The 17,686-nt window shown below is 70.3% G+C and carries 14 protein-coding genes; 9 read left to right on the top strand and 5 right to left on the bottom strand.

The window, feature by feature from the left end; genetic code table 11:
- Positions 1 to 4: 4 nt before the first annotated feature.
- Entirely contained in the window at positions 5 to 730 is a 726-nt protein-coding gene (locus LRG10_RS07330; RefSeq protein WP_201170269.1) for a TIGR00730 family Rossman fold protein, read from the bottom strand.
- A gap of 90 nt (positions 731 to 820) precedes the next feature.
- Between LRG10_RS07330 and polA the strand changes: the two genes are divergently transcribed.
- The 8 genes from polA (at position 821) to LRG10_RS07290 (ending at position 12,451) form a co-directional block, all read left to right on the top strand.
- Positions 821 to 3,535, top strand: coding sequence for a DNA polymerase I (gene polA / locus LRG10_RS07325; RefSeq protein WP_238635051.1), 2,715 nt, complete (start codon positions 821 to 823; stop codon positions 3,533 to 3,535).
- Between the two features lie 150 nt (positions 3,536 to 3,685).
- Entirely contained in the window at positions 3,686 to 5,098 is a 1,413-nt protein-coding gene (locus LRG10_RS07320; RefSeq protein ID WP_238635050.1) for a cytochrome ubiquinol oxidase subunit I, read from the top strand.
- Positions 5,099 to 5,107: 9 nt separating this feature from the next.
- Positions 5,108 to 6,109 (top strand): cytochrome d ubiquinol oxidase subunit II, encoded by a 1,002-nt coding sequence (locus LRG10_RS07315; RefSeq protein ID WP_238635049.1) that lies wholly within the window; start codon positions 5,108 to 5,110, stop codon positions 6,107 to 6,109.
- Positions 6,110 to 6,112: 3 nt separating this feature from the next.
- Positions 6,113 to 7,858 (top strand): thiol reductant ABC exporter subunit CydD, encoded by a 1,746-nt coding sequence (gene cydD / locus LRG10_RS07310; RefSeq protein WP_238635048.1) that lies wholly within the window; start codon positions 6,113 to 6,115, stop codon positions 7,856 to 7,858.
- Positions 7,851 to 9,518 carry a thiol reductant ABC exporter subunit CydC gene (gene cydC, locus LRG10_RS07305; protein WP_201170277.1) on the top strand — a complete coding sequence of 556 codons (1,668 nt, stop codon included), beginning with the start codon at positions 7,851 to 7,853 and terminating at the stop codon, positions 9,516 to 9,518. Before cydD ends, cydC begins: the two co-directional genes overlap by 8 nt.
- Positions 9,519 to 9,596: 78 nt before the next feature.
- The gene (gene argS / locus LRG10_RS07300) at positions 9,597 to 11,351 is read left to right on the top strand and encodes an arginine--tRNA ligase (RefSeq protein WP_238635047.1); all 1,755 of its coding nucleotides are present in this window, start codon (positions 9,597 to 9,599) and stop codon (positions 11,349 to 11,351) included.
- Between the two features lie 9 nt (positions 11,352 to 11,360).
- Positions 11,361 to 12,002: an SPOR domain-containing protein gene (locus LRG10_RS07295; RefSeq protein WP_201242119.1), complete on the top strand. Its 642-nt coding sequence runs from the start codon at positions 11,361 to 11,363 to the stop codon at positions 12,000 to 12,002.
- A 101-nt stretch (positions 12,003 to 12,103) separates the two neighbouring features.
- Positions 12,104 to 12,451: a hypothetical protein gene (locus LRG10_RS07290; protein ID WP_201170283.1), complete on the top strand. Its 348-nt coding sequence runs from the start codon at positions 12,104 to 12,106 to the stop codon at positions 12,449 to 12,451.
- Positions 12,452 to 12,498: 47 nt separating this feature from the next.
- Here LRG10_RS07290 and LRG10_RS07285 read toward each other — a convergent pair whose 3' ends face one another.
- Together LRG10_RS07285 and speA are read right to left on the bottom strand one after the other, a co-directional pair.
- Entirely contained in the window at positions 12,499 to 13,368 is an 870-nt protein-coding gene (locus tag LRG10_RS07285; protein WP_201170285.1) for an NAD(P)-dependent oxidoreductase, read from the bottom strand.
- 38 nt (positions 13,369 to 13,406) lie between these two features.
- Entirely contained in the window at positions 13,407 to 15,287 is a 1,881-nt protein-coding gene (speA, locus tag LRG10_RS07280; protein ID WP_238635046.1) for a biosynthetic arginine decarboxylase, read from the bottom strand.
- A gap of 121 nt (positions 15,288 to 15,408) precedes the next feature.
- Between speA and speE the strand changes: the two genes are divergently transcribed.
- On the top strand, positions 15,409 to 16,245 hold the full coding sequence (speE, locus tag LRG10_RS07275) for a polyamine aminopropyltransferase (RefSeq protein WP_238633390.1): 837 nt from the start codon (positions 15,409 to 15,411) through the stop codon (positions 16,243 to 16,245).
- A 38-nt stretch (positions 16,246 to 16,283) separates the two neighbouring features.
- On the opposite strand, the gene fetB is transcribed toward speE, so the two are convergent.
- Positions 16,284 to 17,081 (bottom strand): iron export ABC transporter permease subunit FetB, encoded by a 798-nt coding sequence (gene fetB / locus LRG10_RS07270; protein WP_201170290.1) that lies wholly within the window; start codon positions 17,079 to 17,081, stop codon positions 16,284 to 16,286.
- Positions 17,078 to 17,683, bottom strand: a complete 606-nt coding sequence (locus LRG10_RS07265; protein WP_238635045.1) for an ATP-binding cassette domain-containing protein — start codon at positions 17,681 to 17,683, stop codon at positions 17,078 to 17,080. Before LRG10_RS07265 ends, fetB begins: the two co-directional genes overlap by 4 nt.
- Positions 17,684 to 17,686 lie beyond the last annotated feature (3 nt).

Genomic DNA, 17,686 nt, shown 5'->3' with positions numbered 1-17,686 from the left:
TCCTCTAGAGATCGAGCAGAATCTCCCGCTCCTCGCGGGAGGGCTGGAAGCCGCGGTCTTCGTAGTGGTCGAAGATGGCCGTGACCACCTCCTCCGGTGTATCCACGACCTTGAACAGGTGCATGTCCTCGGCGTCGATGGCCTCCTCGGCCACCAGCCGCTCCTGGAACCACTCCACCAGCTTCTCCCAGAAGGGGCTGTGCACCAGGATGATGGGGATGCGCGGTGTCTTCCCGGTCTGCACCAGGGTGAGGATCTCGGCCAGCTCGTCCAGCGTCCCGAACCCGCCGGGCAACACCACGTAGGCCGAGGCGTACTTGACGAACATCACCTTGCGCGAGAAGAAGTGCCGGAAGTGCAGGGCGATGTCTTGGTACGCATTGGCCTCCTGCTCTTTCGGCAGCTGGATGTTGAGCCCCACACTGGGCGACTTCCCGGCCTGGGCGCCCTTATTGGCCGCCTCCATGATGCCGCCGCCGCCGCCGCTGACCACCGAGAAGCCGGCGTCGGAGACCTCGCGGGCAACACGCTCGGCCAACTGGTAGTAGGGGTGGTCCGGGGCGACGCGGGCGGAGCCGAAGATGCTCACCGAGGGCTTGATCGACGAAAGGCGCTCGAAGCCCTCCACGAACTCGGCCATGATCTGGAAAATCTTCCAGGATTCACGGGTCAGCGTGGCGCCGTTGAGCGGGATGCGCTCCTGGTGCGCGAACGGGTTCTTGGGGTCCATAAGGCTCCGTGGCTGGGCTGTTGATCGTCTCCGGGACTGCAACCTTTATCATAGCCGCGTAGCCCGCCAACAGTCACAGAGAGCGATTGCATGACACAACCGGACGACCGCCTGGTCCTGGTGGACGGTTCCTCCTACCTCTACCGCGCCTTCCACGCCCTGCCGGCGCTGAGCAACGCCGACGGTGAGCCCACCGGAGCGCTCTACGGCGTGGTCAACATGCTTCACAAGCTGCTCGCCGACGAGCCCCAGGCGCGCTTCGCGGTGGTCTTCGATGCCCCGGGCCGGACCTTCCGCGACGAGCTTTTCGAGCAGTACAAGGCCCACCGGCCGCCCATGCCCGACGAGCTGCGCGCCCAGCGCGAGCCGCTCAAGCAGATCATCGCCGCGCTCGGCGTGCCCGTGCTTGAGGTGGACGGGGTTGAGGCCGACGATGTCATCGGTACGCTGGCGGTGCGTGCCCCGGGGCCGGTGATCATCTCGACCACCGACAAGGACATGGCGCAGCTGGTGGACGAGCGTGTCTCCCTGCTCAACACCATGAGCGGCACCCGGCTGGATCCGGCGGGCGTGCGCGAGAAGTTCGGCGTGCCGCCGGAGGCGATCCGCGACTACCTCGCCCTGGTGGGCGATACCTCCGACAACATCCCCGGTGTCCCCAAGGTCGGACCGAAGACCGCGGCCAAGTGGCTCAATGCCTACGGCAGTCTGGAGGCGCTGCGCGAGCGCGCCGACGAGATCCGCGGCAAGGTCGGCGAGAGCCTGCGCGCCCATCTCGACGAACTGCCGCTCTCGGTGGACCTGGCCACCATCCGTTGCGACCTGGAGCTCGATGTCGCCCCCGAGGACCTTGTCCGTCGGACGCCGGATCGGGAAGCCCTCGCGGCGCTCTACCGGCGCTACGGCATGCGCCGCTTCCTCGCCGAAATCCAGGCCGGCGATGCTGCTGCCGCGGCCGATGGCAACGGTGCCAGCCTCCCGCCGGACGCGCCCGAGACGGATTACCAGATCATCCTCGATGAGGACGGCCTCAACGCCTGGCTCGAGCGCCTGCGCGGCGCCGAGGCCTTTTCCGTCGACCTGGAGACGGACAGCCTGAACTACATGGACGCGGCCATCGTCGGTGTCTCGGTGGCCGTCGAGCCGGGGCAGGCCGCCTACCTGCCGGTTGCCCATTGCGGCCCCGGTGCCCCCGAGCAGCTGGACCGCGACCGGGTGCTTGAGGTGCTGCGGCCCCTGCTTGAGGCCGAGCAGCCCGAGAAGATCGGTCAGAACCTCAAGTACGACATGAGCGTCCTGGCCCGCTACGGCATCGAGCTGCGCGGCGTGGCCTATGACAGCATGCTCGAATCCTACGTCCTGGATTCCACTGCCACCCGTCACGATATGGACTCGCTGGCCAGCAAGTACCTGGGCGTCGAGGTCACCAGCTACGAGGAGCTCTGCGGCAAGGGGGCCCGACAGGTCCCGTTTGCCGAGATCGATGTCGAGCGTGCCGGCCACTACGCCGCCGAGGACGCCGACATCGCCCTGCGTCTGCACCGGCTGCTCTATCCCCGCTTGCAGGCGGAAACGGGTCTGCTCAGCGTGTTCAGCGAGCTGGAGATGCCCCTGCTGCCGGTGCTCTCGCGCATGGAACGCCACGGCGTGCGGGTCGACCGGGAGCTGCTCGAGCGCCAGAGCGAGGAGCTGGCCGCGCGTATGGCCGAGGTGGAGCAGCGTGCCCACGAGGAGGCCGGCGAGGCCTTCAACCTCGGCTCGCCGAAGCAGATCCAGGAGATCTTCTTCGAGCGCATGGGATTACCGGTAATCCAGCGGACCCCCAAGGGCCAGCCCTCCACCGCCGAGTCGGTGCTCGAGGAGCTCAGCGCCCGAGGCCACGAACTGCCGCGCCTGATCCTGGAGCACCGTGGGCTGTCCAAGCTCAAGTCCACCTACACCGACAAGCTCCCGCAGCTGATCCACCCGCAGACCGGCCGGGTGCACACCTCTTACCACCAGGCCGTGGCCGCCACCGGGCGGCTCTCCTCCTCGGACCCCAATCTGCAGAACATCCCCGTGCGCACGCCCGAGGGGCGGCGCATCCGCAAGGCCTTTGTGGCCAGCCCGGGGCACCGGCTGATCACCGCCGACTACTCCCAGGTGGAGTTGCGCATCATGGCCCACCTCTCCGCCGATACCGGGCTGCGGGGGGCCTTCGAGCAGGGCGAGGACATCCACCGGGCCACCGCTGCCGAGGTCTTCGCCACCGCCGAGGCCAGCGACGAGCAGCGCCGCGCCGCCAAGGCGATCAACTTCGGGTTGATCTACGGCATGTCCGCTTGGGGGCTGGGCCGTCAGCTGGGCATCCCCCGCGATGAGGCGCAGACCTACATCGACCGCTATTTCGAGCGTTACCCGGGGGTGCGCACCTTCATGGACCGCGCCCGTGAGCAGGCGCGCGAGCAGGGCTTCGTCGAGACCGTCTTCGGTCGCCGCCTGCACGTGCCCGAGATTCACAGCCGCAACCGCCAGCGCCGCGAGTACGCCGAGCGCACCGCTATCAACGCCCCCATGCAGGGCACCGCGGCGGATGTCATCAAGCGGGCCATGATCGATGTCGATGCCCTGCTCGCCGAACGCTTCCCCGAGGCCCGGCTGGTCATGCAGGTGCACGACGAGCTGGTGCTGGAGGTGCCGGCTGGGCAGGAGACGACCATCGGCGACGAGGTGCGCCGGCTGATGACGGCGGCCGATGGCGGCATGCTGTCCGTGCCCTTGGAAGTCGAGGTCGGTGTTGGCGATGATTGGGAGCAGGCGCATTGAGGGCCGACCGGCGCCGCTGCATCGGCCCAAAGACGGGTGGTTATTTAGAAATCTTTTAGTTAAGGTTCCGTTGATTCAAGCGCCCAATCGGCGCTGCCGGCACCGCGCGGCGGTGTCGGATACAGCTGTCAGGCAGGAGGTGCCGCAACGATGGAAGCCCTCGACCCGCTGCTCTTATCGCGGATGCAATTCGCCTTCGTGGTTTCGTTCCACGCCCTGTTCCCGGTGTTCACCATCGGCCTCGCGGCCTACATCGCCGTCCTCGAGGCCCTGTGGTATCGCACCGACAGCCCGGTCTACCGACGGCTGTCCGAGTTCTGGATCAAGATCTTCGCCGTGGTCTTCGGCATGGGCGTGGTCTCCGGCGTGGTCATGTCCTTCCAGTTCGGCACCAACTGGAGTGAGTTCTCCTTCGCCACCGCCAACTTCCTCGGGCCGATCCTCTCCTACGAGGTGCTCACCGCCTTCTTCCTCGAGGCCGTCTTCCTCGGCATCCTGCTCTTCGGCCGCGATCGGGTCCCGCGCGGGACGCACCTGTTTGCCGCTTGCATGGTGGCCATCGGCACGTTCATCTCCTCGTTCTGGATCCTCTCGGCCAACTCCTGGATGCAGACCCCGCAGGGCTTCGAGTTCCGGGATGGCATCGTCCACGTCACCTCGTGGGCCGAGGCGATCTTCAACCCCTCGCTGTGGCCGCGCTTCGGCCACGTGGCGCTGGCCTCGCTGCTGACCGGCGGCTTCGTCGTCGCCGGCGTCAGCGCCTATTTCCTGCTGCGCAATCGCGCCGTGGAGATGAACCGCAAGGCGTTGAGCATGACCCTGTGGCTGCTGCTGCTGGTCGCACCGGCGCAGATCTTCATGGGCGACATCCACGGGCTGAACTCCTTTGAGCACCAGCCGACCAAGGTCGCCGCCATGGAGGGGGCCTGGGAGACCCGCGAGGGGGCGCCGCTCTATCTCTTCGCCATCCCCGACTCCACCGCCGAGACCAACCACCTGGCGGTGGGTATCCCCAACCTGGCCAGCCTCATCCTCACCCACCAGTGGGATGGCGAGGTGCCCGGGCTCAAGGAGGTCAGCGCCGAGGAGCGCCCGCCGGTGGGGATCGTCTTCTGGTCGTTCCGCATCATGGTAGGCATCGGTGTGTTGATGCTGCTGGTCGCCCTGTGGGGCGCCTGGCTGCGCATGCGCGGGCGCCTGTTCGAGAGCCGGGCGTTCCTCAACACCCTGCAGCTGATGATCCCGCTGCCCTTCGTGGCGGTGCTCACCGGCTGGTTCGTCACCGAGCTCGGCCGGCAGCCGTGGCTGATCTACGGCCAGATGACCCTGGCCGAGGGCGTGACCCCGTCGCTGACCGGGTGGATGGCATTGGCCACGCTGATCGGCTACGTGCTGGTCTACGCGGTCATCTTCACCGCCGGGCTGTACTACGTGACGCGCATCGTGCGGACCGGTCCGGAAGGGGTGGGCTCCGTGGAGGAGCCGGCGCACGCCAAGCGGCCCTTCTCGGCAGCCGACGTGCCGTTCGACGACGACCCGGATTTCTCCACCAGCTCGCGGTGAGGTAGCACTATGGATCTGATCGACATCACCATCATCTGGATGGGGATCATCGGCCTCGGGGTGTTCATGTACATCCTGCTCGACGGCTTCGACCTGGGGGTGGGCATCCTCTACCCGTTCACCCCCAGCGAGCAGGTGCGGGATGACCTGATGAACACGGTGGCCCCGGTCTGGGACGGCAACGAGACCTGGCTGATCCTCGGCGGGGCCGGGTTGCTGGCCGCCTTCCCGGCGGTCTACGCCATCTATCTGCCGGCGCTCTACCTGGGTGTGTTCCTGATGCTCGCCGGCCTGATCTTCCGCGGCGTGGCCTTCGAGTTCCGCTTCAAGTCCTCGCGCACGCGCTGGTTCTGGAACGCCGCCTTCGCCGGTGGCTCGATCCTCGCCGCGGCGGCCCAGGGTTTCGTGGTCGGCACCTACATCCAGGGCTTCGAGGTGGAGGGCTTCACCTACGTCGGCGGGCCGTTCGACTGGTTCACGCCGTTCACGGTCTTCACTGCCGTCTCGCTGGTGATCGGCTACGCGCTGCTCGGTGCCGCGTGGGGGGTGCTCAAGACCGAGGGCGCCACCCAGCAGTGGCTTTACCGGGTCACGCCCTGGCTGATCGTACTGCTCGCGATCTGCCTGCTCGGCATCTCGATCTGGACGCCGCTGACCTCGGAGCGGATCCTGGAGCGCTGGCAGGAGGCGTGGACCGTCCTCTGGCCGCTGCCCCTGCTCGGTCTCCTGGCCCTGACGGCGTGCTGGTACGGGATTCGTCGTCGGCTTGAGATGCTGCCCTTCGTGGCCGGCCTGGGCCTGTTCGTCACCGTCTACCTGGGCCTGATCGCCAGCCAATGGCCGTACATGGTCCCGCCGGAGATCACCTTCCGCGATGCGGCCTCGGCCCCCGAGGCGCAGCTTTTCCTGCTGCTGGGGATCCTCTTCCTGCTGCCGATCATCGTCGGCTACACGGTTTGGACCTACTGGATCTTCCGCGGCAAGGTGCGGGCCGGCGGAGGCTATCACTGAGCCGTGACCGCACCGGCCGCTGACGGGGCAATCGACACCCGCCGGGCGGGCGCCTGGCTGCTGGAGCAGGCCCGCCAAGCCCGGGGCGCCATGGCCGCCACCGTCGGTGCCGGTCTGGCCGATGCGCTGCTGGTCGTGGCCCAGGCGGTGCTTATCGCCTGGGTCATCGACCGGGTGGTGATCCACGGCGCGCCCCTGGCCGAGCTTTGGGGGGCGCTGGGACTGCTCGCAGCGGTCTTCCTGGCCCGGGCCGGGGCCACCTGGGCGCGGGCCGCCGCCGGCGCCAGGGCGGCGTGGATCATCACCGCGGCGGTTCGCCGGCGCCTCTACCGCCACCTGGCCGCCCTCGGTCCGGCGCGCCTGCAGGGCCACCAGAGCGGGGCCGTGGCCAGCGCCCTGGTCGAACAGGTCGAGGCGCTGGAGGGCTACTACGCCCACTACCTGCCGCAGATGGTTCTGGCAGTGGCGGTCCCGGTGGTCCTGATCGCCATCGTCGCCGGCGTGGATCCGCTCGCCGGCCTGCTGCTGCTCATCGCCGCGCCGCTGGTCCCGCTGTTCATGGCCCTGGTGGGGATGGGGGCTGCGCGGCTTTCCCGGCGCCAGCAGCAGAGCCTGGCGCGTATCAGCGCTCACTTCCTCGACCGTCTTCGCGGCCTGGCCACGCTGCGCATCTTCCGCGCCACCGACGCCGCCGCCGAGGCGGTGGAGGCCGCCGCAGATGAGTACCGGCGGCGCAGCATGTCGGTCCTGCGCGTGGCCTTTCTCTCCTCGGCGGCGCTGGAGCTGATCGCGGCGATCTCCATCGCCCTGGTGGCCATCTACGTCGGTTTCTCCCTGCTCGGCTACCTGCACTTCGGCCCGGGCCCGGAGCTGGGGCTGTTCGCCGGGCTGTTCATCCTGCTCCTCGCCCCCGAGGTTTTCTTCCCGCTGCGCCGGCTGGCCCAGCACTACCACGACCGGGCCGCCGCCGTGGGGGCGGGGGCGGAGATCCTGCAGCTGCTCGATGAGCCGCTGCCGGCCACAGCGGCGAGCGCGGCCGGGCCGGCGACGGCGCCGGCGCGCCGCGATCCGGAAACCGGCCTGCCGGTCCCGCAGCCGCTGCCGGTCGCCTTCCAGCGGGTCACGGTGACCTTCCCGGGCGGGGAGGCCGCGGCCCTCGACCGGCTCGATTTGACCGTCTCCGCGGGCGAGCGAGTGGTCATCTCCGGACCCAGCGGGGCCGGCAAGTCGACCCTGCTGAACCTGGCCGCCGGTTTCCTCCAGCCCGATAGCGGCGTGGTGACCGTCGGTGAGACGGTTCCCGCGGCCGGGGCGGTGGCCTGGGTGGGCCAGCGGCCCTGGTTGTTCCACGGCAGTGTGCGCGAGAACCTGCAGCTGGCCGATCCGGAAGCGGACGACCGGCGGCTGTGGGCCGCGCTGCGTCACGCCGACCTCGAAGGCGTCATTGCCGCCCTCCCGGAGGGGCTCGACACGCCGCTGGGCGAGGACGCCTACGGGCTCTCCGGGGGCCAGGCCAGCCGGTTGGCCCTGGCCCGGGCGCTGCTCTCCGGGGCACCGTTGCTACTCCTCGACGAACCCACCGCCGGGCTCGACCCGGACAGCCGCGAGCGGGTGCTGGCGGCGGTCGCCCGCCTGGCCGATGGCCGGCGTACGGTGCTGATGGTGGCCCACGACCGCGATACCCACGACTGGGGCGACCGACACCTGGTCATCGAGGCTGGTCGCTGCGTGGAGGATCGCCGTGCGTGAACTCAAGCCCTTCCTGCGCGACCTGCGCCGGGAGCGCGGGCGGCTGGTCCTCGGGACGCTGCTGCTGATCGTAAGCCTCGCGGCTAGCATCGGCCTGATGGGCCTGTCCGGTTGGTTCATCACCGCCACCGCCGTGGCCGGCCTGACCGGCGCCTACCTGGACATCTACCGGCCGAGTGCCGGTATCCGCTTCTTTGCCCTGGCCCGCTCCATCTCCCGCTACTTCGAGCGCCTGGTCCACCACGACGCGGTGCTGCGCACCCTGGCGCGCCTGCGCGGCTGGCTGTTCCGCACCCTGGCGCCGCTACCCCTGGCCCGGGTCGGGCGCCTGCGCCGCAGCGACCTGCTCAACCGCATGACCGCGGACGTCGAGGCCCTGGACAACCTCTACCTGCGCATTGTCGGCCCGAGCCTGGCCGCAGTGGTCACCCTCGCCGCCACGGTTACCGTGCTGGTGCTCCTGGCCGGTCCGGCCGGGTTAGCGGTGGGCGCGGTACTGCTCGCCGGCGGTCTCGTCCTGCCGTTGTGGGCCTGGCGGCGCGGCTCGCCCCACGGTGAGGCGGTGGATCGGCACCTGCCGGCCCTGCGCGGGGCCGGGGTCGACGCGGTCCAGGGTCTGGCCGAGCTGCGCGCCTGCGGTGCGGTGGCACGCCACGAGCAGCGACTGATGGCCGCCGCCGATGGCCTGGCCGCCGCCCGGTCCCGGGCGGCGCGTCTGACCGGTGCCGGCGAGGGCGCGGTGGGGCTGCTGGCCCACGGCGCGCTCCTTGCCGCGCTGGTCGCCGGCATCCCTCTCTATCACGCCGGGACCATCAGTGGTCCGCTGCTGGCGCTGGTGGCGCTGGCCGCGCTCGCGGCTGGAGAAGCGCTCACCACGCTGCCCGGAGCGTGGCAGCACCTGGGGCGGACGCGGGCTGCGGCACGGCGCCTGCTCGAGCACGCCGATGCCGCCCCCGACACGGCGGCGCCGCCGCCAGAGGGTCCGCCGCGCCAGGCCCTGGGGCTGGCGCTGGAGGGGGTTACGTTCCGCCACGAAGCGCACCTGCCGCCGGTCCTGCGGGACTGCTCGCTGGCGCTGGCACCCGGAGAGACCGTGGTGATCCACGGCCCGTCCGGTTGCGGCAAGTCGACGCTGCTCGATCTGGCGGCGGGCCTGACCCGTCCCGAGAGCGGCACGGTCACCCTCGGCGGGGTCCCGGTTGCGCAGCTGCCTGAGGCGGAGCGTTTCGCCCGCATCACCTACCTGACCCAACGCACCGAGCTGTTCGCCGACAGCGTTGCGGGCAACCTGCGCATCGCCGATCCGCACGCCGACGAGGCGCGCATGTGGCGGGCGCTGCACACCGCGGGCCTCGAGGAACGGGTGCGCGCCGCGCCGCGGGGGCTGGACGAGTGGATTGGCGAGGGCGGCGGGCGGCTCTCCGGCGGCGAGGCGCGGCGGCTGGCTCTGGCCCGTTTGGTGCTGGTAGACGCCCCGGTGGTCCTGCTCGACGAACCCTTCCGCGGCCTCGACGATGCCACCGCGACCCAGGTCGCCCGGCGTCTGGCCCCGTGGCTGGCCGAGCGGACGGCGCTGATCATCAGCCACGACCCGGAGAGCGTGCCGGCCCACGACCGGCGCGTGCCATTTCTCGAACTGGTCACACCCGGCGGTGAATAATCCGCTCCGTCGGCTTGGCATTCTGCCCGGCGCGGCGGGATAATACCGGGCTTTTCCTGACCCGAGCGGAGACCCTCCATGAAGCGACACGTGGCCAGTCTCCTGGCGCAGGCCCTGGAGGCCATGCGCGAGGCCGGCGAGCTGCCGGCGGACCTCGAGCTGCCCGAGGTGCAGGTGGAGCGCGCCCGCGACCGCGCCCACGGTGATTATGCCGCCAACACCGCCATGGTGCTGGCCAAGGCCGCGCGGCAGAAGCCGCGGGATCTGGCCGAGACCATCCGCAGCCGCCTGCCGGCCTCTCCGTCGATCGCCGGCGTGGAGGTCGCCGGCCCCGGCTTCCTGAATTTCACGCTCACGGCCGCAGCGCGCCAGGAGAGCGTCCGCGAGGTCCTGCGCCAGGGGGCCGGGTACGGCCGCACCGACGTGGGGGCGGGGCACCGGGTGCACATCGAGTTCGTCTCGGCCAACCCAACCGGCCCGCTGCACGTCGGCCACGGGCGCGGTGCCGCCTTCGGCGACGCCCTGGCCAGCGTCCTCGAGGCTGCTGGCTACGACGTCCACCGCGAGTACTACGTTAACGACGCCGGCCGACAGATGGACATCCTGGCCGCCTCGCTGTGGCTGCGCTACCTGGAGGCCGCCGGCGAGCCCGTACCCTTCCCGGCCAAGGGCTACCAGGGGGCGTACATCGTCGCCCACGCCGGCGAGCTGCTCGAGACCGACGGTCGCGCGCACGTTCGCGGCGCCGACGAGCTGACCGCCGGGTTGCCGGCGGAGGCCGACGACCCGGAGGGCTACCTCGACGCCCTGGTCGCCCGGGCCCGCGAGCTGCTCGGCGAGACGGCGTATCGGCGGGTTCTCGACTTCGCCCTGGAGGCCATCCTCGGGGATATCCGTGCCGATCTGGACGCCTTCGGGGTGCACTACCACCGCTACTTCTCCGAGCGCGAGCTGGTCGAGCAGGGCCGCATCGAGCAGGCCCTGGAGCGGCTCGACGCCGCCGGCTACACCTACCTCGCCGACGGCGCCCTGTGGTTCCAGGCCTCGGCGTTTGGCGACGACAAGGACCGGGTCCTGCGCCGGGACAACGGCCTGACCACCTACTTCGCCGCCGATGTCGCCTACCACCTGGATAAGATCGAGCGCGGTTTCGATACCCTGGTCAACGTCTGGGGGGCCGATCACCACGGCTACGTGCCCCGCGTCCAGGCCGCCCTGAAGGCCCTGGGGGTGGATGCCGAGCGCCTCGACGTGCGCCTGGTGCAGTTCGCCATCCTCTATCGCGGCGGCGAGAAGCTGCCCATGTCCACCCGCTCGGGGGAGTTCGTCACCCTGCGCGAGCTGCGTGATGAGGTGGGCAAGGATGCGGCGCGCTTCTTCTACGTCATGCGCCGCTCGGAGCAGCACATGGACTTCGACCTGGATCTGGCCAAGTCGGAGTCGGCGGACAACCCGGTCTACTACTGCCAGTACGCCCATGCACGCATCTGCAGCGTCTTCCGCCAGCTTGAGGAGCGCGGTCTGGCCTGCCGCGTCGCGCCCGAGCAGGCCGATCTGGAGCGGCTTGAAGTCGAACACGAAGCCATCCTCCTCGATCTCCTCGGGCGCTACCCGGAGGTGATCGAGTCGGCGGCCCTCTCCCGCGAGCCGCACCAAGTGGCGCAGTACCTGCGGGAGCTCGCCGCCGCCTTCCACACCTACTACAACGCGGTGCCGTTCATCATCGACGACGAAGCGCTGCGCGATGCACGCCTGACCCTGGTGAAGGCCACTCGGCAGATCCTGGCCAACGGACTGGGGCTGCTTGGCGTCGACGCCCCGCAGAGCATGTAGCGACGGATTATGGCCCAGCGGAGTACGAAGTCCCGGAGCCCCTCGCGCAGCAAGTCGCGCGCCTCCGCCCGCAGCCGCGGCGGTGGGGCCCAGGCGCGGCGGACCGAGCGGCGCGCCGTGCCCGGCTTCGTTTGGCTGCTGCTCGGGGGAGTGCTTGGGGCGGTCGCGCTGCTGTTCGTGCAGTACCAGCAGGGTCGGGAGGACGCCGCCCCGGTGGACCCGGCTGCCGAGGTCGAGCCCGAGCCGGAGGAGGCGCCCACGGCGGACGAGGACGAGCGCAGCTACGACTTCTACGAGCTGCTGATGCAGGACGAGGTCACCGTCCCCGAGGAGGACCTGGGCCGGGCCGACGAACGTCGCACCGAAGATGAAGAGGAGGAGGCGATCTCCCGGGCCGCGACCTTCGAGGAGGGGCGCAGCTACCTCCTGCAGGCCGGCTCCTTCCGGCGCCACGACGACGCCGAGAGCATGCGTGCCACCCTGGCCCTGGTGGGCCTGCCGGCGCAGATCCACACCGTTGAGCTGGATGAAGGCGAGGAGTGGCATCGGGTCCGGGTCGGCCCGTTCGACGACAGCGACCGGCTTGAAGAGGCGCGCACGCGCATGGAGGACAACGACATCCAGCCGCTGATGCTGCGGCAGGATGGTTAGTTTTCAGGGTTCAGAGTCCAGATTTCAGGGTTGAGCGGTCTGATGCCGGGGCTCTCGGCGGCGGGTCGGGCGCCCCGTTCTTTTTCCGGAGGAGGGATTTCATGATTGTGTTGCGCAGCATCCTGTTGCTCGCCACCGTTGCGTGCCTGGGCTTTCTCGGCTACACGCTCTACACCGCCGATGTGCTCGCCGACCCGGCCGCGGTGGTCACGGAGCTAGAGGCCCTGATCCTCAGCCCCTGGGTGCAGGTGGTGCTGGCCGCCTACTACCTGGGCGTGCTGTGCTTCCTCGCGGCCATCGTGGTCATCGAGAAGCGGGCGGTTCCGCGCATCGCCTGGGCCGTGGTTGGCCTCCTGCTGACCTATCCGGCGCTGGTCTTCTGGCTGCTGCTGCGCGGCCTGCCGGAGATGGGCGAGCGCAGCAGCCGTCGCCTGCGCACGCTCGGCTGAACGCCGGGGTTGTGGCCCCCGGGGGTAAGCCGCCCGGGGGCCGGCGCTCAGTCGGTGCCCAGGTCGCCCCTGCGCAGCCGATAGAGCGCCGAGATGTCCTCGTCCCCGTGCCCCTGCTCGATCAGGCGGTCGTAGTCGGCCAGGGTCCGCTCGATCAGATCCAGCTCGATGCCCTGGGCGGCCAGCACGTCGCGGACGATGCCCAGATCCTTGCGGTGCAGGGCCAGCCGGAAACCCGGCGGGAAACGGTCCTCGACCATGTTCGGCCCGCGCTGCAGCAGCTGCCAGTTGCTGGCCGCCCCGGCGCCGAGCACCTCGATCACCTGCTGCAGATCGAGCCCCTGTCCCTTGCCGTAGGCCAGGGCCGAGGCCACCCCCTGCATGATGCCGGCGACCATGATCTGATTCACCGCCTTGGTCGCCTGCCCGGCCCCGACCGGTCCCATGGCGTGGGCGGCGCTGCAGATCGGCTCGAGCACCGGGTGGATGCGCTCGAGCACCGCCGTGTCGCCGCCGACCATCATCACCATGGTTCCCTGGCGGGCGCCCTCCGGCCCGCCGGAGACCGGGGCGTCGAGGAACGCCGCACCGCTCGGAGCGATGCGCTCGGCGGCGAGTCGTGCCGTATCCGGTGCCACGGTGGAGGTGTCGACCACTACCTTGCCCGGTTCCAGGGCGTCCACCAAAGCGTCCAGGACCTCCAGCAGGTCGGCGTCGGCGTCGACGCTGATAAAGGTCACGTCCGCCGCGGTGGCCACCGTGGCCGGCTCGTCGGCCAGGGCCACGCCGTGCTCGCCGGCGAAGGCCTCGGCCTTCTCGCGGGTACGGTTCCACACCGCCGCCAGCTGTCCGCTTCGGGCCAGATTGGCCGCCAAGCCGCTGCCCATCGCGCCCAGACCGATGACCCCTGCCTTCATGCCGTTGCCTCCTTGTCCGTGCCCCTGCGCCGCGGCGCTCAGGGGCCTTCCAGATAGGTACCGCCGAGCAGCCCGGCCTCCAGATCGGCCAGGCAGGCGCGGCGGGCCGCGTCATCCAGGTCAGCGGCGGCGATGCGGCGCCGGTAGGCGCCGCTGAGCTCGCGCTCATCAAAGCCCACCGAGCGCAGCACGCCGCCGATGCTGTCGCCGCGGCTGGCCGTCACGAACCGGTGGCCATGCTCGTCCACCTCCACGTTCACGGAGTCGGTGGCGCCGAAGAGGTTGTGCCGGTCGCCGAGGATCTCCTGGTAGGCGCCGACCAGGAAGATGCCCAGCCAGAGGGGCTCGCCGGGCTCCGGCTCGGGCAGCGGGAGGGTGCCCTCTACCCCATCGCCATCCACGTAGAGCGAGACCGTGCCGTCGGAGTCGCAGGTCAGATCCTGGACCACACCGCGCCGGCTGGTTGGCCGGTCCAGCCCGGACAGCGGCACGATGGGAAAGATCTGGTCGATGGCCCAGACGTCGGGGATCGACTGGAATACCGAGAAATTGGCGAACAGCTTGTCGGCGAGCCCCTCGTTGAGGGCGTCGAGCACCTCCCGCTGATGCGGGCGGCCCGGGTTGAGTCGGCCGCGCAGGCGCATGCCGATGGCCTGGTAGCAGCGCTCGGCGTACGCCCGCTGGGGCAGGTCGAGGACGCCGTGGAGGTAGAGCCCCCGTGCCTCCTGCAGGTAGTGGCAGGCGTCGTGGTACGCCTCGGTGGCCGGCCGTTGGGCGTGTTCCTCCAAGGTGCGGTAGAGCTCGCGCAGCACCTTGGGGGCGTCCGCCGGGGGTGGCTCCGGGGGGTCGGCCTCGCGGCTGTCGGTATCGATCACCGGCGTGACCAGCACCGCGTGGTGGGCGGTCATGGCGCGGCCGCTCTCGGTGATCAGGGTCGGGTGGGGCAGCCCGGCCTCGTCGCAGGCCGCTTTGAGGGCGGCCACCACGTTGTGGGCGTACTCGGTGATGCTGTAGTTCATCGAGCAGAACGCGCGCGAGCGGGTGCCCTCGTAGTCCACCCCCAGGCCGCCGCCGACATCCACCTTGTTTACCGGTGCCCCCAGGCGGCGCAACTCGGTGTAGAAGCGCGCCCCCTCGGAGAGGCCGGCGCGGATGTCGTGGACATTGGCGATCTGTGAGCCCAGGTGAAAGTGGAGCAACTCCAGGTGCTCAAGGAGCGCGGCCTCGTGCAGCTCCTCCACCACGGCCAGGGCGTCGGCGGCGGTCAGGCCGAACTTGGAGCGCTCGCCGCCGGTGTTCTGCCACTTGCCGGCCCCCATGGAGGCCAAGCGCACGCGCAGACCGAGCCGCGGCGCGACGCCGAGCCGGCGCGCCTCGCGGATGATCAGCCGCGCCTCGGAGCGCTTCTCCAAGACCAGGTGGACCTGCAGGCCCAGCTGCAGTCCGCGCAGCGCCAGGCGGACGTACTCCGGATCCTTGTAGCCGTTGCAGATCACCGTGCCTCCGGCGGGCGCCAGTGCCAGTACCGCCATCAGCTCCGGTTTACTGCCGGCCTCCAGCCCGACGCGCTCGCCGTCGCCAACGATCTCCTGGATCACCGAGCGTTGCTGATTGACCTTGACCGGGTAGACGGGCCGGTACGCGCCCCGGTAGCCGGCCTCGGCCATCGCCTCGCCAAAGGCGGCGCAGAGGGCGTCAACGCGGTCGCGCAGGATCGCCGGGAAGCGGATCAGCACCGGCGGCGATACGCCCTGATCGGGCAGGTCGGCGACGATCCGGCGCAGATCAACGGCCGGACCACGCCCGCGGTGGGGGCGGACCTGCAGCCGCCCCGCCGCCGAGATGTCGAAGTACCCCTCGCTCCAGCGCGGGACGTTGTAGACCTCGCGGCCGGGTCGGTTGCTCCAGTCGTCGCTCATCGGCCCGTCTGCGGCTGTGGCGGAGAGACTGCGGCGCAACGCGCCACACTGCCCCGGGATGGTAACATTCGCGCATCCGCAGCGAGCGGAGCCGAACTACAACCCCACTGGCGGAGGCGCGATGCGCGAGGGATGGTTTACTGAAGCGGTCGAGGACGAGGGCGTGGCCTTCTCCCTGGCCATCGATGACAGGGTCCACGAGGAGCAGAGCGAGTATCAGCACATCGAGGTCTACCGGACCCGGCGTTGGGGGCGGCTGCTGGTCCTCGACGGCTGCGTCATGCTCACCGAGCGCGACGAGTTCCTGTACCACGAGATGATGGCCCACCCGGCGCTCTTCGCCCACCGCGAGCCGCGGCGCGTGGCCATTGTCGGCGGCGGTGACTGCGGCATCCTGCGCGAGGTGCTGCGCCACCCCGGGGTCGAGCACGCCCTGCAGGTGGAGCTCGACGAGCGGGTGACCCGGGTCGCCGAGACCCACTTCCCGGACCTGTGCGTCGCCAACGACGACGAGCGCGCCGAGTTGCGCTTCACCGACGGCCTGCGCTGGATCCGCGAGGCCGAGCCCGAGTCGTTGGATGTGGTCATCGTCGACAGCACCGATCCGGTCGGTCCGGCGGCGGGCCTGTTCACGCGGGAGTTCCTCAGCGACGTGCGCAGCGCCCTGGGGCCCGGGGGGATCGTGGTGCAGCAGAGCGAGTCACCGCTGCTCCACCGCGATTCGGTCATCGCCCCGTTGCACCGCGCCGCCGGCGAGGCCGGCTTCGACGGCGTGCACACGCTGACCTTCCCGGTGCCCAGTTACCCCTCGGGCTGGTGGTCCGCCACGCTGATGGTCAACGGCGGTGACCCGCGCAACTTCCGCGAGGCCGACTCGGAGGAGAAGCCCTTCGAGACTCGCTACTACAATGCCGACATCCACCGGGCCGCCCTGGCGGTGCCGGAACTGCTCAAGTAGGCCCGCCGCCCCTGCGGCAGGCGCCCGGCGGCGGGCGCCTACCGCAGGCGGTCCAGGCGCAGGCGTTCGCGCTCGTCGAACAGCCGCCGGGCGGCGAACCAGACTGCTGCCAGGGTGCCGAAGCCTGTACCGACGGTGATCAGGAACATGATCAGGATCTGGTACTTCACCGCCTCCATCGGTGGTGCCCCGGCCAGGATCTGACCGGTCATCATGCCGGGCAGGCTGACGATCCCCGCCGCCGCCATGGCGTTGATCATCGGGATCATCCCCGAGCGCATGGCGTCGCGGCGGATCTGTTCCACTGCCACGCCCCACGGCTCCCCGAGCGCGAGCCGGGCCTCGATGACGTCGCGCTGCTGCCAGGCGCCGTCGGTCAGTCGGTCCACCGACAGGGCGATGCCGTTCATGGTGTTGCCCAGCAGCATGCCCAGCAGCGGGATAGCGTACTGCGGCTGATACCAGGGCTGCGGTTGCACCAGGGCGATCAGCGCCAGCACCGCCACGCTGAACGAAGACAGGAACATCGCCGCCGTGCCCAGGCCGAAACCCCAGAAACCGGCGAAGCGCCGCTTCTGCCGGGCCATCACCTCATAGCCGGCGACCAGCAGCATGACCACGCCCATCAGCGCCACCCAGTAGAGCGTGGCGTGGGCGAAGAGCGTCTCCAGGACCAGGCCGACGAGCAGTAGCTGGATCACCGTGCGTGCTGCGGCGATCAGCAGTGAGCGCTCCACCCCCAGGCGCCCGGCCCACGAGAACCCGGCCAGGGCCACCACCAGGACGCCGGCGATGACCAGATCCAGCGGTTCGAGGCGGATCAGTTCCTGGGTCACGGCGCCCCCTCCTCGGCGATTCCGTCGCGGATGGTAAAGCGGTGGGCGTCCAGGCGGCGGACCTGCTCCGGGTCGTGGGTGACCCAGACGATGGCCAGCCCGCGCCGGCGCTGCTCACCGATTACCCGCTCCACGGCCTCGGTGGTGGCCGTATCCAGGTTGGCGGTGGGCTCATCGAGGAGCAGCACCCGTGGCTGCAGGGCCACCGCCCGGGCCAGGCCCAGGCGGCTGCGCTCGCCGGTGGACAGCCGCCGCACCGACCACTGCGCCACGTCGGCATCGAAGCCGAGTTCGGCCAGGGTATCGCTCTCCACGGCGGCCAGGTGCTCGCCCACGGTCTCGGCCCACCAGGCGCAGTCGGCGGCCAGGTAGATGACCCGGCGACGCCACGCGTGGCCGGTGTAGGCGTCCCGCGGGCTGCCGTCCAGGTGCACCGCGCCGTCATTGGGGTCGAGGTCGGCGATGGCGCGCAGCAGCCGGCTCTTGCCCGAGCCGGAGGGGCCGGCGAGGGCGGCGCAGCCCCCGGCCGGCACCGCCAGCCGTGGCCAGGCCGCCACCGCGCAGCGCAGATCGCGGACCGTCAGGCGTGGCTCGGCAGCCAAGCC

Source organism: Halorhodospira sp. 9628 (assembly GCF_022228075.1).
Lineage (GTDB): Bacteria > Pseudomonadota > Gammaproteobacteria > Nitrococcales > Halorhodospiraceae > Halorhodospira > Halorhodospira halophila_A.
Note: the sequence above shows the minus strand (reverse complement) of the source record. Positions and strands in the feature narration are given on the sequence as shown.